Origin of the sequence: Streptomyces reniochalinae, assembly GCF_003323735.1 — a bacterium.
Taxonomy (GTDB): Bacteria; Actinomycetota; Actinomycetes; order Streptomycetales; family Streptomycetaceae; genus Streptomyces; species Streptomyces reniochalinae.
Map to the genome: position 1 here is coordinate 108,269 of NZ_QOIM01000036.1, position 13,390 is coordinate 121,658.

Here is a 13,390-nt window from a genome sequence, read left to right on the forward strand (position 1 = left end):
CGGGTCTCATGACAAGTGCTGTGATCACACTCTGCGTCGCTCTGACGGGTTACTTCGCGACGTACCTCAACGGTCTGCGTCTCTCCCAGCGCGAACGCAGCCTGGAGCGGCTCAACCGGCAGCTGGCCGAGCTGTACGGGCCCCTGCTGGCCCTGGTCGAGGCCAACCACGGCGCCTACCGCATGTTCAGCCGGCTCCACCCCCGCGACGACGGCCGCAACCTCTTCCAGCACCACCCGGACCGGCCCGGTGACCAGCCGCCCACCGACGAGGAACTGGCCGAGTGGCGGACCTGGACCGAGGCCATCATCCTGCCCAACCAGCGGGCCATGCGTCAGATCCTCACTACGAAGGCCGATCTGCTGGTCGAGCCCGAGATGCCCGGACTCCTGATGGAGCTGTACGTCTTCTCCGCCATCGACGAGATCGAGCTGCCCCGGTGGGTCACCGGAACCCGTACGCAACTGCCCCAGGAGTACCCGGCCGGTGCGGCCACCCGCTACGTGCGCGCACGCTTCGACGAGCTCAAGCGCAAGCAGACCCGGCTTCTCGGATCACGCGGGTGAGGGAAGGCGCCAGGCGCGGCCACGCGAGGACCGGGTGCGATGATCGAGCCATGGCACGCCACACGCACGGCACAGGAGACGAGGGGTACCTGTTGGACAACCGGCAGGTCGAGGCGGGGGAGCGGTTCACCGCACTGTCCCAGCTCTTCGACCCGTCGACGTTCCGCCACTTCGAGACGGTCGGCGTCGCCGAGGGGTGGCGGTGCTGGGAGGCCGGCGCCGGCGGAACCGCCGTGCCGGCCTGGCTGGCCCAGCGCGTCGGATCCGCCGGGCACGTGGTGGCCACCGACATCGACACCTCGTGGATGGGGCGGGCGGCAGGGTTCGCGGTGCTGCGTCACGACGTGGCGACCGAGGCGCCCCCGCCCGGTGGCCCCTTCGACCTCGTACACGCCCGACTGGTGCTGGTCCACGTCGCTGACCGGGACAGGGCCCTGCGGTCGATGGTCGAGGCGCTGCGCCCCGGCGGGTGGCTGATCGTGGAGGACGCCGACCCGGCGCTGCAACCCCGGATCTGCCCGGAGGAGTACGGGCCCGCGCAGGAGTTGGCCAACAGGCTCCGCCGTGGATTCCGCGCGCTCCTGCAACAGCGCGGCGCGGACCTGGCCTACGGGCGCAAGCTGCCGCGGACGCTGCGCGAGGCCGGACTGGCCGACGTGGAGGCGGACGCCTACTTCCCGATCACCTCGCCCGCGTGCGCCGTGCTGGAGGAGGCCACCGTCCGCCAGGTCCGCGACAGGCTCGTCGCCGCGGGGCTGGCCACACACGAGGAGATCGAGCGCCACCTGGCCAACATCGCCGCGGGCGGCCTCGACCTGGCCACCTCCCCGATGGTCTCCGCCTGGGGCCGACGGCCCCAGGCGGCGCACACGGCCCGGTGAGCACGCGGCCTGGCGAGCGCGCCGCCGGCTGACCCGTACGCCTTCCGCCGGCCCTGCCCTGGCCATCGGCTCCGTTCGCCGAGGGTGAGGGGCTGCGGTGCCGGACGTCCGGCGCCCTGACGCCACTCTCCGGCGGAGGCCGTCACCTCCCCGCGAGGACCGCCTTGAGTGACGCCTCCAGGATGTCGACGCCGGCATGGAGTTCCTCGTCGCTCGTCGTGAGCGGTGGGGCTATCCGGAAGATCCCTCCCATGCCGGGCAGCTGGACGATGTTCAGGTGCAGGCCCCTTTCGAGGCATGCCGCGGTGACGGCTTGGCCGAGCGCGTCGGCGGGCGTCTTGCTCTCCTTGTCGTGCACCAGCTCGATGCCCTGGAGCAGGCCGCGTCCCCTAACGTCGCCGACGACCTCGTAGGTGTCGCGGAGAGCCACGAGCCGGTCGGTGAGCTGCGCGCCCAGATCCGCGGCGCGTGCGACGAGGCCGTCACGCTCGATGACGTCGAGGACCGTCAGCGCGACGGTCGCCGCCAGGGGGTCGGAGACGTGCGTGGTGAAAAAGAGGAAGCCGCGCTCCTGGCAGACCTGCTCGATGTCGGCGCTGGTCACCACCGCGGCGACCGGCAGACCGGCGCCGAGCGTCTTGGAGAGGGTGAGGAGGTCGGGTGCCACCCCGTCGCGCTCGAAGGCGTACATGTGGCCCGTGCGCCCCAGGCCCGTCTGTGCCTCGTCGAGGATGAGGAGCATGCCGCGCTCGGCGCACATGTCCTTGAGGCGGGCGAGGTAGCCGGGCGGCAGGTCGATGATGCCGCCGGAGGAGAGGACCGGCTCGATCAGACACGCGGCCAGCGAACCGCTGGACTGCTGGTCCACCAGAGCGAACCCGTACTCGAGCTCGGCCTCCCAGTCGTAGGAGCCGTCGGGGCGGCGGAACGGCGAGCGGTAGGCGTTGGGGGTCGGCAGTGTCAGGTTGCCCGGCAGGGCAGGGCCGTATCCGCGGCGCCCCGCGGAGAAGGTCGCCGCCGCGGCTCCCGAGGTCATGCCGTGCCAGGACCGGTCGAAGGAGACGACCTCGTACCTGCCGGTGTAGAGCTTGGCCATCTTGAGGGCCGCCTCGTTGGACTCCGCTCCTGTCGTCACCAGCAGCGTCTTGCTCAGGGAGGTGGGCAACGTCGCGGCGAGCTTCTTCGCCAGGTCGACGACCGGCCGTGACAGCATCCCGCTGAACAGGTGGTCCAGCGTGGCGACCGAATGCGTGACCGCGCGCACGATGTCCGGGTGCGAGTGCCCCAGTACCGCGCTCATCTGTCCGGACGTGAAGTCCAGGACGGCCGCTCCGTCGCTGTCGTGGACGTAGGAGCCGCCGGCGCTCTCGATGACGCGCGGCGTGAAGCCCGCGCCGTACCTGACCAGGTGGCGGTCGACGTCGTTCCAGAAGGCGTCCGTGCTCATGGGATCTCCTGCATCGCTGCGGCGGCCCCCAGGGGGCTGTGGTCCGTGACGACGCGGAGCGCCGACACTCTTGTGGCATAGCACGCTATGCCATTCAGGCTGTGCGGCCAATGGCGCCGGAGGGCCCCCTCCGAGCAGATGTGCTCTGAGCTGCGCACAATGCGCGGACGGAGAGATGGAGCGCAGTGCGCATGTGTGGGCTGCTGCCTTTTTTGGCCTAGTGCACTACGCTTCCCCGTAGGTCATAACAGCGAAGCGGGGGACCATGGTCGCCAACCTCTATGTCAGCAGGCAGTCCGACGTCCCGGTCTACCGTCAGATCGTCACGCAGCTGACGTACATGATCGAGATGGGGCAGCTGCACGACGGCGAGCGTCTGCCCGGATCCCGTCTGCTCGCCGGCAACCTGGGCATCAACCGCAACACCGTGGCACACGCCTACAGCGAGTTGCGGTCGCGGGGCCTCCTCCAGGCCCGCGGGCGCAACGGCATGGTCGTCGTCGGCGGACAGCAGGCGCGCTCGGCCTCCGCGGCCCGGGAGCGGGCCCGAGCCGTCCTGGAGGCGGCAGCGCGCGAGTGCGTCGAGCTGGGGCTGTCCACCTCCGACATCCAGGAACTCGTGGCGGACTTCGCGGGGCGGGCGGCGGGCGCCGTACCCCGGGTGTCCTTCGTCGAGTGCAACGCCGACCGCGCCGGCTACTTCAGCGGCGAGCTGGAGAAGCACCTGGGCATCCCTGTCGAGCCGCTCGTGCTCGGCGAGTTCGAGGCCGCCGACCAGCACCACGACCTGGTGCTGACGACGTTCTTCCACCTCGCTGAGGCACGCGGCCTGCTGCGCCGTCCGACCACGGATGTCATCGCGATCGTGGTCGCTCCGCACATCCGCACGCTGCTCGAGATCGCCAAGGTGCCCAGAAGCCGCACGGTGGGCCTGTGGTACGCGACCGACGACCAGGCCGCGAGCATCCGCGACTCCCTCACGCAGGCCGGCGTCACCAACATCGAGGTGCTGACCGGCACCACCGACGAGCATCTGCGGGGCATCGACCTTGTGGTCGTCCCCAGCGAGATGCCCGACCTCAGCGCGCGGTTCGCCGGGCGCGTACGTGTGATCGAGTTCGGCAACGTCCTCGACGCGGCCTCGCTCCGCATGGTGAGCGATGTGGTGCGCGACCTTCGGCCGGTCGCGCCGCCCCGGACGCGTACGCGTCCGCATACGCGCTGACCTGCTGGGTCATCATCCGGTTCCCCAGCCACCGAAGAGTACGTTCTCCCAGCCCGGCGGCCCCTGTCGTGACCTGTCCCGGTATCCGGTGGAGACCACGGGCGCCGTGGCCCGGCACGGCGAGCGAGCCCGCCGGCCCCGGCGGCCGTGACCGGGTGCGCGTGAGCGGTCCGGCCATCGCGCCGGGACGGCGCGGCCCCGCTCGCCGTGCCGGAAGTGCCGGTCGCGCATACGCTCGATCTGTCGCCTGCCGTCACAGCTGACCGGTCGAGAGGGGAACCCGTGGCCGTTCATCATGGTGCGCCCCGCCGGGACACGGACGCCCGGCACGGGACACTGTCGGTCAACCCGTTCCACGTGGCGGCCGGCCCCGCCGGCATGCGGGCCACGCCCCCCGTGGACCGGATGCCCGACGAGGCGATGGCGCCCGAGACCACGTACGGCCTCGTGCGCGACGAGTTGATGCTCGACGGCAACGCCCGGCTGAACCTGGCCACCTTCGTGACCACGTGGATGGAGCCGCAGGCCGACGCGCTGATGGCCGAGTGCAGCGCCAAGAACATGATCGACAAGGACGAGTATCCCCGGACGGCGGAACTGGAGCGCCGCTGTGTGGCGATGCTCGCCGACCTGTGGCACGCCCCTGACCCTCGGCAGGCCGTGGGCTGCTCCACGACCGGGTCGAGCGAGGCGTGCATGCTCGCCGGGATGGCTCTCAAACGGCGCTGGTCACGCCGCGCCACGGGCAGGGACAAGACCTCTGCCGGCGACAGGCCCAACCTCGTCATGGGCGTGAACGTACAGGTGTGCTGGGAGAAGTTCTGCAACTTCTGGGAGGTCGAGCCCCGGCTGGTGCCCATGGAGGGGGAGCGCTTCCACCTGGACCCGCAGGCCGCGGCCGAGCTGTGTGACCAGAACACGATCGGTGTCGTGGGAATCCTCGGGTCCACCTTCGACGGCTCCTACGAACCGATCGCCGGCCTGTGTGCCGCGCTCGACGCCCTGCACGAGCGCACGGGACTGGACATCCCGGTGCATGTGGACGGTGCCTCAGGCGCGATGGTCGCGCCGTTCCTGGATCCCGACCTGGTGTGGGACTTCCGCCTGGAGCGCGTCGCCTCCATCAACACCTCGGGGCACAAGTACGGACTCGTGTATCCGGGGGTGGGCTGGGTGCTGTGGCGGGACGCCGAGAGCCTCCCGGCGGAACTGGTCTTCCGCGTCAACTACCTCGGCGGCGACATGCCCACCTACGCGCTGAACTTCTCCCGCCCCGGCGCACAGGTGGCGGCCCAGTACTACACCTTCCTGCGGCTGGGCCGGGCGGGCTTCCGGGCGGTCCAGCAGGCCGCACGGGACGTGGCGCACACCCTCGCCGAGGGCATCGCACGGCTGGACGACTTCCGCGTGCTCACACGCGGGGACGACCTGCCGGTACTGGCCTTCACCACCGCACCGGGCGTCTCGGCCTACACCGTCTTCGACGTCTCACGGCGCCTGCGCGAGGACGGCTGGCTCGTCCCCGCCTACACCTTCCCGCCGCACCGGCAGGACCTTGCCGTGCTGCGCATCGTCTGCCGCAACGGCTTCACCGCCGACCTGGCCGGTCTGCTGCTCGACTCCCTGGACCGGCTGACGCCCGAACTGCGCCGCCAGCCGGGCCCGCTGGAGCAGGACGAGCGGAAGGCGACCGGCTTCCACCACTGAGCCGCCCCGCCTCCGCGCGGCCGTCCCACGGTGATGCCGGCCTCCGCTCCAAGCTCCGCTCCGCCGCTGTGCCGTCCCCATGCCGGCGCGGTGCCGTCACTTGAGCCCGGACGTCTTGACGGACTCCACGATCTGCCGCTGGAAGGCGAAGAAGAGGAGCAGCATGGGCAGCGCTGCCACCGTCGCGGCCGCCAGGATGTAGTTCCAGTTGGATCCGTACTGCGTCTGGAACGAGGCGATGCCCAACTGCACGACCGTCAGGTCCTGGTCGCTGGTGGCGACCAGCGGCCAGACGAAGGCGTTCCAGTTGGCGAGGAAGAAGAAGATGGCCAGGGCGGAGAGGATCGGCCGGGACATCGGCAAGACGATGTTCCAGTACACCCGCCAGTGGCCGCAGCCGTCCACGACCGCCGCCTCTTCCAGCTCCCTGGGCAGTTGGAGGTAGAACTGGCGCAGCAGGAAGATGCCGAAGGCGTTGAAGACGGCCGGGACGATCAGCCCGGCGTAACTGTCGAGCAGGTGCAGTTGGCGGGCCACCATGAACAGCGGGATCAGGACGACAGGCGGAGTGACCAGCAGCGTCGCGAAGATCGCTCCGAAGAGCTTGTCGCGCCCCGGGAAGCGCAGCCGCGCCAGCGCGTAGGCGGCCATCGAGTGGAAGAACAGCGCCACCACGGTGATCACCGCCGAGGTGAAGAAGCTGTTCCACAGGTAGCGCGCGAACGGTACCTCGGTGAAGACGTAGACGAAGTTGTCGAACGTGAAGTCGCGGGGGATCAGATTGCCGTCGGTGACGGTCGTCCTGGTCTTGAAGGACGAGGTGACCATCCACAGCACCGGGAAGAGGCTGATCAGCGAGACGACGACGGCCAGTACCGTCAGCCCGGTGCGGGAGGACACCGGCCTTCGCCTGCCGCCCGGTGTGCCGCCCGACCGGGTCGCCACGGTGTCACTCGCCATCGTCGAACCTCCCGCCTCTCGTGACCGTGAAGAGCACCGCCGAGACGATGACCATGATCAGCACCAGGAACGAGCCCATGGCCGACGCGTAGCCGTACTCCCCGAAACCGAAGGCCTGTTGGTAGATGTAGAAGATGGCCAGGGACGTGCCGTTCGCGGGGCCGCCGTTCGTCAGCACGAAGATCAGGTCGAGACCGCCGGTGAGGGCGGCGACCGTCGACATCAACAGCACGAAGAAACTGGTGGGGCGCAGCAGCGGCCAGGTGATGGTGCGGAAGGTGGTCCACGGGCCCGCGCCGTCGAGCCGCGCGGCCTCGTAGTACTCCCGGGGAATCTCTTGCAGCCCCGCCAGGAAAATGATCATGTAGTAGCCCATCATCACCCACACCGTGACGGCGATGACGCAGCCGAGAGCCAGGCCGGGACTGCCCAGCCAGGACGGGCCGTCGAACCCGGCGGCGCGCATGGCCCGGTTGACCACGCCGGTCTGCTCGTCGAGGAGGAACTTCCACAGCACGCCGACGACGACGAGGCTGATGACGTACGGCATGAACAGCGCGGTGCGAAAGGCGCCGACCCCCGGCAACCTCTGCTTGACCAGCAGTCCGAGACCGAGACTCACGCAGAACAGCACGGGCACGAGGATCACCACGTACAGGCCGGTGATCTTCATGGAGTCCCAGAACAGCGGATCGCCCATCATCCGCCGGTAGTTGCCGAGCCCGATCCACTCGTAGGAGCCGAAGCCGCTGACCTGGAAGAAGCTCAGCGCGAAGGAGAGCACCATGGGGATCGCGACGAAGACCAGCAGCCCGAGCACGTCGGGCGCCAGGAAGAGCCCGGCGGCCAGCCACTCGCGGCGTTCGCGGCGCAGGCGCGGTCGCGGGCCCTCCGACGCGCTGGGGGCCCCGGCCGGTGCGGCGGTCTCGCGGCGTTCCGGTACGACGACGCCACTCATATCAGGCTCGCCCCCTTGTAGCTCTCGGTGTAGGCGGCGATGGCCCCGGCGGCTCTCTCCGTCTCGCCTGCCACCCCGCGGTCGGCGAGCATGGTGCCCTGGATGGCGTCGGAGATCGCCTTGTAGACGACCGGGGGATAGCGCGGCTCACCACGGCCGCCGGGGAAGATCTCGTCCTTGAACCGCCGCATGACGGCCGAGTCGTAGCCGCCTTTGGCCGCGCCGCGCTCCAGCGCGCTCTCGCGCGGTGCGACATCGGACTTGGCGCCGACACACCAGTCCACCATCCGGTCCACGGAGTCGTCCTTCATGGATCCCAGTGCCCAGACACAGAACTCGGCCGCGGCCTCGGCGTCGCCGCTGCGGGCGTTGGCGGCGAAGGACCAGCCGCCCAGTGCGGTGAGGTACCTGCCGCCGGGGGGTACCGGCAGCTTGAAGACCCCGTACTTGAACGCGGGTGCGTACGCCTTGAAGCTCGCCACGTTCCAGATGCCCTGCTGCCACATGGCGACGTTGCCGCCCTTGAATCCGCCCACGACATCGCCGGCGGCGGGAGGGGTACGCGGTGCGATGCCGTGCCGTACCGCGTCCTGCCACAGCTGAAGGGCCTGGCGGGTGGCCTTGGAGTCGAAGGCGACCTCGCCGCTCTCGTCCAGGACCTCACCGCCGCCCTGCCACATCCACGGGTACCAGGTGAAGTTCTGCAAATAGCCGGGGTTGGTCTCGAAGACGAGTCCGGCCCGGGTCTTGGCGCGCAGCTTGTCGCCGACGTCGAGCATCCGGTCCCAGCTGGTGGGGATGTCCCCCTCGGACAGGCCGGCCTTCTCCCACACGTCCTGGGCGTAGAACATGGCCAGCGGCTCGACCTCCATGGGGAGGGCGTAGACCCTGCCGTCGACCTTGCGGCTGTCGAGCGCGGAGCCGAAGTCGTCGACGGCCTCCTTCGCCATGTGCGGCGTCAGGTCGGCCAGCACGCCGCCGTTGTAGTAGCGCAGGAAGTCGCCGGGGGAGAGGAGGAAGATGTCGGGCCCCTCGCCGGTGGCGAAGGCGGACGGCAGCTTGAAGCTGTTGATGTAGGTGTTCCGCGGCAGGTAGACGAGGTCGATCTGTGTCTCGTGGGTGGCGTTCCACCGGTCCACGGTGTCGACGAACCACTTCGACTGTGCGTTGACCGCCGGGTCGGGCGAGCGCTGCGGTCCGTAGAAGTTCCAGAACCGCAGGCGACCCGTGCCGGCGCGGGCCGTACCGCAGCCGGTGAGCAGCGCCGGGGACGCCGCGGCCGCACCGGCGCCGGCCGTCGCGGTGAGGAATCGGCGGCGGGTGGCCCCGGGGGGTGCGGCCGCACGCTTGGCGGCGGCGCGGTGGTGGAGCATGCGTGCGCTCCTGTCGAGGAGTGGGACGGGGTGGGGGTCAGTCGACTTCGAGTGCCGTCAGGTCCGGTGTGGCGGGGCGGGACCCGGGGGCGAGGACGGGGGCGTCGAGATAGAACAGCGAGGTGCTGGCGATGTCGTCGCTGGTGTGCCGGTAGCGGTGCGGCAGGCCGTTGCCCTGTCCTGGGCCGATGCCGAGGCTCTGCACGGTCACCCGCAGGTCCGCGCCGAACCTGATGGGGTCCGGGACGTGCCAGCGGTACATCCCGAACCGCTGCTGGCTGCGGTAGAGCCCGTCGGGGCGCAGGATCTGGTTCAGCCCGAGATACGGGGTGGTGTAGGAGGTGTAGCCCTGGCCGGGGACGTCGAAGTTCCAGGCACCGCCGAAGTAGTCCTCGGTCCCGGTGCCGCAGATCGAGGGGTACGCGTCGCCGTCGAGGTAGAACTTCAGCTCGCCCTCGCCCCACCACCCCGGGCTGTTGACGCCCCAAGCGAGATAGGTGCCGACATAGCAGCCCGCGCCCGTCACACCGTCCAGCAGCGTGTGCACGTCGCCGTAGGGCACCGGATGGCTGCGCCGCCACTGGGCGTGGAACCAGGAGGCGTCCTTCTCGACGTCGCCCGACTCGTAGTCCACCTGGTAGTAGAGGGTGACCTTCTCGGCGCCGAGGTTCTCCAGGGTCAGACGCGCCCGGCGCCGGAAGGGCATCGGCCAGTACGCGTTGAAGCCGCCGTTGGGGTTGGCGGCGACGGGAACGGACGAGACCTGGCTGAAGGTGTTCCAGCCGTTGCAGAAGAAGTCACCGAGCGGCACCTCGACGGCCGGTTCCTCCTCGCCCTCCCAGTACATCCGCAGCAGGGTGCCGCGCCAGGCCGCGTGCGGGTCGGTGGTGCACCACAGGTGGCGGATGGTGCCGGGGCCCTCGATGTCGGCGAGCTCCGCGCTGCCGCCCGGCGCGATGTCGATGCTGGGGGAGATCTTCCAGCCAGGGCCCAGCCGCCCTGCCGCCACCGCGCCGGTGCCTTCCGTGGCACGGCCGCCGCCGGACTTGGCGCCGGTGAAGTTCTCGGCGCTGATGGAACGGCTCACGGCGCGCGTCCTGCGGGTGAGGCCGTCGAGTCCAAAGGTCGTCATCGTCTCTTGCCCTCGTGGTGGGGTACGTGGCGCGCGCCGCGGTCTGGGACAGGCACCGTGGGACGCGGGAGAAGCGAGGCGGCACCGGTCAGCGGCGCGGACTCGTGAAATCCATTTCACCGAAACCTAGAGAGGGCCTCCGAGGGTGTCAAGGGGTGGGCTTCCCAGGCCGTTGAGGACGCGGATACGGGCGAGTGCGTGGGCCTTTGACCGGGTCAAAGGTCATTGCCGTGCACGCCCTTGACCCTGAAATCGATTTCTGCCACTGTCCCAGGTCATGTCGGGGCCGACTGCCGCCTGTTCCGATCTGCCGACCCGCCCGGGGCCGGAAGTACGACCAACGGAGACCGCATGACCACCTACGCCCTCCCCGAGCCCAGCCGACCGCCCGCCGCCGAGCCGCACACCGTCTACACCGTGGCCAGCGGAGACCTGCGCCCCGCCGCCAACGCCACCTGCTGGCCCACCCAGGAGAAACTGGAGAGCGACCTCGCCGCGGCAGTCACGGGCCTCGGCTGGAACGTGCGCCGGGGCCACAATGTGGACCCGGACAAGGGCCACGGGTTCATCGACAGCCAGCGGGCGGGGATCGAGGTCTTCAAGCACCTGCCGCCCGAGGCGCCGCTGATCGTCGTCGAGGGCGTCTGGCAGTACAGCCACCACGTGCTGGCCGGACTGCGCAGCCATCGGGGACCCGTCCTGATCGTCGCCAACTGGAGCGGCGAGTTCCCCGGGCTGGTCGGCCTGCTGAACCTGGCGGGGAGCCTCACCAAGGCGGGGCGCGACTACGCGGTGCTGTGGAGCGCCGACTTCACCGACGACTGGGCCCGGCAGGGGCTGCGCACCTGGCTGGAGACCGGCACGCTCCGCCACGACACCGGCCACGTGCGCCCGCTGCCCCCGCTCCCGCAGGACCCGGAGACGGAACTGGGCGCGGCGCTCGCCCGGCAGCTGCGCCAGGAGAAGGCGATCATCGGCGTCTTCGACGAGGGCTGCATGGGCATGTACAACGCCATCATCGACGACGAACTCCTCAACCCGCTCGGCGTCTACAAGGAACGCCTGTCCCAGAGCGCCCTGGTCGCCGAGATGCGGAAGGTGTCAGACGAGGAGGCCCAGCAGGTACGCGACTGGCTCGACCGCGCCGGCATGACGTTCCACACCGGCACGGACGAGGCCACCGAGCTGACCGACGCGCAGCTGCTCAGCCAGTTCAGGATGTACATAGCCGCGCTGCGGATCGCCGACGACTTCGGGCTCGACGCGGTCGGCATCCAGTACCAGCAGGGGCTCAAGGACACCGTGCCGGCCAGCGATCTTGCGGAGGGGCTGCTCAACAACGTCGAGCGCCCGGCCGTACGCAGCAGGGACGGCTCCCGCGAGCTGTACCCGGGCGTGCCCCTGCCGCACTTCAACGAGGTGGACGAGGGCGTCGCCGTCGACTCGCTGGTCACCAACCGCCTCTGGACGGCGATGGGCCTCGACCCGGCCACCACGCTGCACGACATCAGGTGGGGCGAGGAGTACGAGGGCCGGTTCGTGTGGGTCTTCGAGATCTCCGGCTCGGTGCCCGCCTCCCACAACGGCGGCTACGACAAGTCGTACAGCATGCGGCAGCCCCCGATGTTCTTCCCGCTCGGCGGCGGCACCCTCAGCGGCGTCTCCAAGCCGGGCGAGATCGTCTGGTCCCGGGTCTTCGTGATGGACGGCCGCCTCCACGTCGACCTCGGCCGCGGCACGTCGGTCGAGCTGCCGCCGGAGGAGACCCGGCGGCGGCTGGACGCCACCAATCCGCAGTGGCCGATCATGCACGCCGTGCTGCACGGCGTCAGCCGCGACCAGTTCATGGCCCGGCACCGCGCCAACCACCTCAACGTGGCCTACGGAGCGGACGCGGACACCGCCGACAGGGCGCTGCGCGCCAAGGCGGCGCTCTTCGCCGAGCTGGGGGTCGAGGTGCATCTGTGCGGCGACGTGCGGTGGTGACCGCGCGGGCGGCGCCCGGACCCGCCTGGGGGGCGGCGCCCGCGAACGCCGCCCCGGTCGGTGCGGAGCCCGGCTCGTCGCCGGGCCCGAGCCCGGCCGCCTGAGAGCGTGTTGTCCCGCTCAGGCGCTGGTCCCGGCTGCCAGCTGCTCCCGCAGACGCTCCAGCGCCGCGGGCACGTCGTCGGCCTCGGCCAGCTCCCTGCCGATGCTCACGGTGAAGGCACCGGCGGCCAGCCAGTCGGCGGCGGTCTCCATCCGCACCCCGCCGGTCGCCATGATCCGGGCGCCCGGCAGTACCGAGCGCAGGGAGCGCAGATACGCGGTGCCGCCCACATGCGCGGGGAAGAGCTTGGCGACGCCGCGCAGAGCGGCCGCCCGCAGCTCCGTCGGGCTGTGCCCGCCCTCGACGAACAGCCGGTCGGCCGCGTCCGCCACAGGCCGCACCTCGGGGACCTGGAAGGGGCTGACCAGGAAGTGGGCACCGGCCTCCAGCGCCGACTCGGCGACGGCCGCCGAGGTGACGGTACCCAGCCCCAGCAGAACCGCGGACTCCTGCCGCGTCCACCGGGTGACCAGTCCCTGCCAGCCGGGTGTGGTCGCGGTGAACTCGAAGGCACGCACGCCCGCCTCCCACAACGTCCCCGCCAGCCGGTCGGCGCTCTCCGCGTCGTGGGCCCGCACGGTCGGTACGATCCGCGCCGTCTCCAGCCGGTCGATGACCGACCGCAGGGCGGGGGACAGATGGGCGGTGGAGCCGAGGTCCACGACGGGCTCGCCCTGGGTGCCGGGCGCCGCCGGCCGACGGGCGGCGCTCATGCGGGGGCCGCGATACGGACGAGGGTCTCCAGCGCGCTGTCCGCGTCGTCTCCGCTGGCCCGCAGCACGATCTCGTCGCCGCAGCGGATGTTCAGCGTCATGAGCGACAGCACGCTGTGCGCCGGGACGCCGGCCGCCTGTGGCCCGGCGTCCGCGCGGGCGACGGTCACCTCGGCCGCCGCCTGGGCGGCCGCCTGGGCGAAGGCCGCCGCGGGGCGGGCGTGCAGGCCTGCCGCTTCGGTGACCTTGAGGCGTCGTTCGACCGTCATCACGGGATGATCTCCTTGCGTGCGTAGGTGTCTTGTGCGGCGGGGCAGTGCGTGCGCGGGGGTGGCCGCT

The 13,390-nt window shown here is 70.7% G+C and carries 12 protein-coding genes; 5 read left to right on the forward strand and 7 right to left on the reverse strand.

The window, feature by feature from the left end; translation table 11 throughout:
* Window positions 1-8 precede the first annotated feature (8 nt).
* Together DQ392_RS16650 and DQ392_RS16655 are read left to right on the forward strand one after the other, a co-directional pair.
* Window positions 9-566, forward strand: coding sequence for a hypothetical protein (locus DQ392_RS16650; RefSeq protein WP_114016409.1), 558 nt, complete (start codon window positions 9-11; stop codon window positions 564-566).
* 50 nt (window positions 567-616) lie between these two features.
* The gene (locus DQ392_RS16655) at window positions 617-1,447 is read left to right on the forward strand and encodes a methyltransferase domain-containing protein (protein WP_114016410.1); all 831 of its coding nucleotides are present in this window, start codon (window positions 617-619) and stop codon (window positions 1,445-1,447) included.
* Window positions 1,448-1,589: 142 nt separating this feature from the next.
* Here the strand turns inward: DQ392_RS16655 and DQ392_RS16660 are convergent, their stop codons facing one another.
* Window positions 1,590-2,894, reverse strand: coding sequence for an aspartate aminotransferase family protein (locus DQ392_RS16660; RefSeq protein ID WP_114016411.1), 1,305 nt, complete (start codon window positions 2,892-2,894; stop codon window positions 1,590-1,592).
* 265 nt (window positions 2,895-3,159) lie between these two features.
* Here DQ392_RS16660 and DQ392_RS16665 point away from each other — a divergent pair, with 265 nt between their 5' ends.
* Window positions 3,160-4,119: a GntR family transcriptional regulator gene (locus DQ392_RS16665; protein WP_114016412.1), complete on the forward strand. Its 960-nt coding sequence runs from the start codon at window positions 3,160-3,162 to the stop codon at window positions 4,117-4,119.
* A gap of 282 nt (window positions 4,120-4,401) precedes the next feature.
* On the forward strand, window positions 4,402-5,826 hold the full coding sequence (gene gad / locus DQ392_RS16670; RefSeq protein ID WP_114016413.1) for a glutamate decarboxylase: 1,425 nt from the start codon (window positions 4,402-4,404) through the stop codon (window positions 5,824-5,826).
* 96 nt (window positions 5,827-5,922) lie between these two features.
* On the opposite strand, the gene DQ392_RS16675 is transcribed toward gad, so the two are convergent.
* Genes DQ392_RS16675 through DQ392_RS16690 form a run of 4 tightly spaced genes read right to left on the reverse strand, consistent with a single transcriptional unit; the run spans window position 5,923 to window position 10,204 of the window.
* Complete coding sequence (locus tag DQ392_RS16675; RefSeq protein WP_114016414.1) at window positions 5,923-6,786, reverse strand: carbohydrate ABC transporter permease; 864 nt, start codon at window positions 6,784-6,786, stop codon at window positions 5,923-5,925.
* Complete coding sequence (locus DQ392_RS16680) at window positions 6,776-7,744, reverse strand: carbohydrate ABC transporter permease (RefSeq protein WP_114016415.1); 969 nt, start codon at window positions 7,742-7,744, stop codon at window positions 6,776-6,778. Before DQ392_RS16680 ends, DQ392_RS16675 begins: the two co-directional genes overlap by 11 nt.
* Complete coding sequence (locus DQ392_RS16685; RefSeq protein ID WP_114016416.1) at window positions 7,741-9,117, reverse strand: ABC transporter substrate-binding protein; 1,377 nt, start codon at window positions 9,115-9,117, stop codon at window positions 7,741-7,743. The genes DQ392_RS16680 and DQ392_RS16685 overlap by 4 nt, the downstream gene beginning before the upstream one ends.
* 37 nt (window positions 9,118-9,154) lie before the next feature.
* Window positions 9,155-10,204: a glycoside hydrolase family 172 protein gene (locus DQ392_RS16690; RefSeq protein ID WP_245981560.1), complete on the reverse strand. Its 1,050-nt coding sequence runs from the start codon at window positions 10,202-10,204 to the stop codon at window positions 9,155-9,157.
* A gap of 396 nt (window positions 10,205-10,600) precedes the next feature.
* On the opposite strand from DQ392_RS16690, the gene DQ392_RS16695 reads away from it, so the two are divergent.
* Entirely contained in the window at window positions 10,601-12,235 is a 1,635-nt protein-coding gene (locus DQ392_RS16695; protein WP_114016418.1) for a fucose isomerase, read from the forward strand.
* 120 nt (window positions 12,236-12,355) lie between these two features.
* On the opposite strand, the gene DQ392_RS16700 is transcribed toward DQ392_RS16695, so the two are convergent.
* Together DQ392_RS16700 and DQ392_RS16705 are read right to left on the reverse strand one after the other, a co-directional pair.
* Complete coding sequence (locus tag DQ392_RS16700) at window positions 12,356-13,051, reverse strand: bifunctional 4-hydroxy-2-oxoglutarate aldolase/2-dehydro-3-deoxy-phosphogluconate aldolase (RefSeq protein WP_114016419.1); 696 nt, start codon at window positions 13,049-13,051, stop codon at window positions 12,356-12,358.
* The gene (locus tag DQ392_RS16705) at window positions 13,048-13,320 is read right to left on the reverse strand and encodes an HPr family phosphocarrier protein (protein WP_114016420.1); all 273 of its coding nucleotides are present in this window, start codon (window positions 13,318-13,320) and stop codon (window positions 13,048-13,050) included. The genes DQ392_RS16700 and DQ392_RS16705 overlap by 4 nt, the downstream gene beginning before the upstream one ends.
* Window positions 13,321-13,390 lie beyond the last annotated feature (70 nt).

What these genes read in the sequence shown, in the direction of transcription:
- DQ392_RS16650 (WP_114016409.1), top strand. Translation starts at nt 9, where the DNA reads ATGACAAGTGCTGTGATCACACTCTGCGTCGCTCTGACGGGTTACTTC.
- DQ392_RS16665 (WP_114016412.1), top strand. Translation starts at nt 3,160, where the DNA reads ATGGTCGCCAACCTCTATGTCAGCAGGCAGTCCGACGTCCCGGTCTAC.
- DQ392_RS16685 (WP_114016416.1), bottom strand. Translation starts at nt 9,117, where the DNA reads ATGCTCCACCACCGCGCCGCCGCCAAGCGTGCGGCCGCACCCCCCGGG.
- DQ392_RS16660 (WP_114016411.1), bottom strand. Translation starts at nt 2,894, where the DNA reads ATGAGCACGGACGCCTTCTGGAACGACGTCGACCGCCACCTGGTCAGG.
- DQ392_RS16705 (WP_114016420.1), bottom strand. Translation starts at nt 13,320, where the DNA reads ATGACGGTCGAACGACGCCTCAAGGTCACCGAAGCGGCAGGCCTGCAC.
- DQ392_RS16675 (WP_114016414.1), bottom strand. Translation starts at nt 6,786, where the DNA reads ATGGCGAGTGACACCGTGGCGACCCGGTCGGGCGGCACACCGGGCGGC.
- DQ392_RS16700 (WP_114016419.1), bottom strand. Translation starts at nt 13,051, where the DNA reads ATGAGCGCCGCCCGTCGGCCGGCGGCGCCCGGCACCCAGGGCGAGCCC.
- DQ392_RS16680 (WP_114016415.1), bottom strand. Translation starts at nt 7,744, where the DNA reads ATGAGTGGCGTCGTCGTACCGGAACGCCGCGAGACCGCCGCACCGGCC.
- DQ392_RS16695 (WP_114016418.1), top strand. Translation starts at nt 10,601, where the DNA reads ATGACCACCTACGCCCTCCCCGAGCCCAGCCGACCGCCCGCCGCCGAG.
- DQ392_RS16655 (WP_114016410.1), top strand. Translation starts at nt 617, where the DNA reads ATGGCACGCCACACGCACGGCACAGGAGACGAGGGGTACCTGTTGGAC.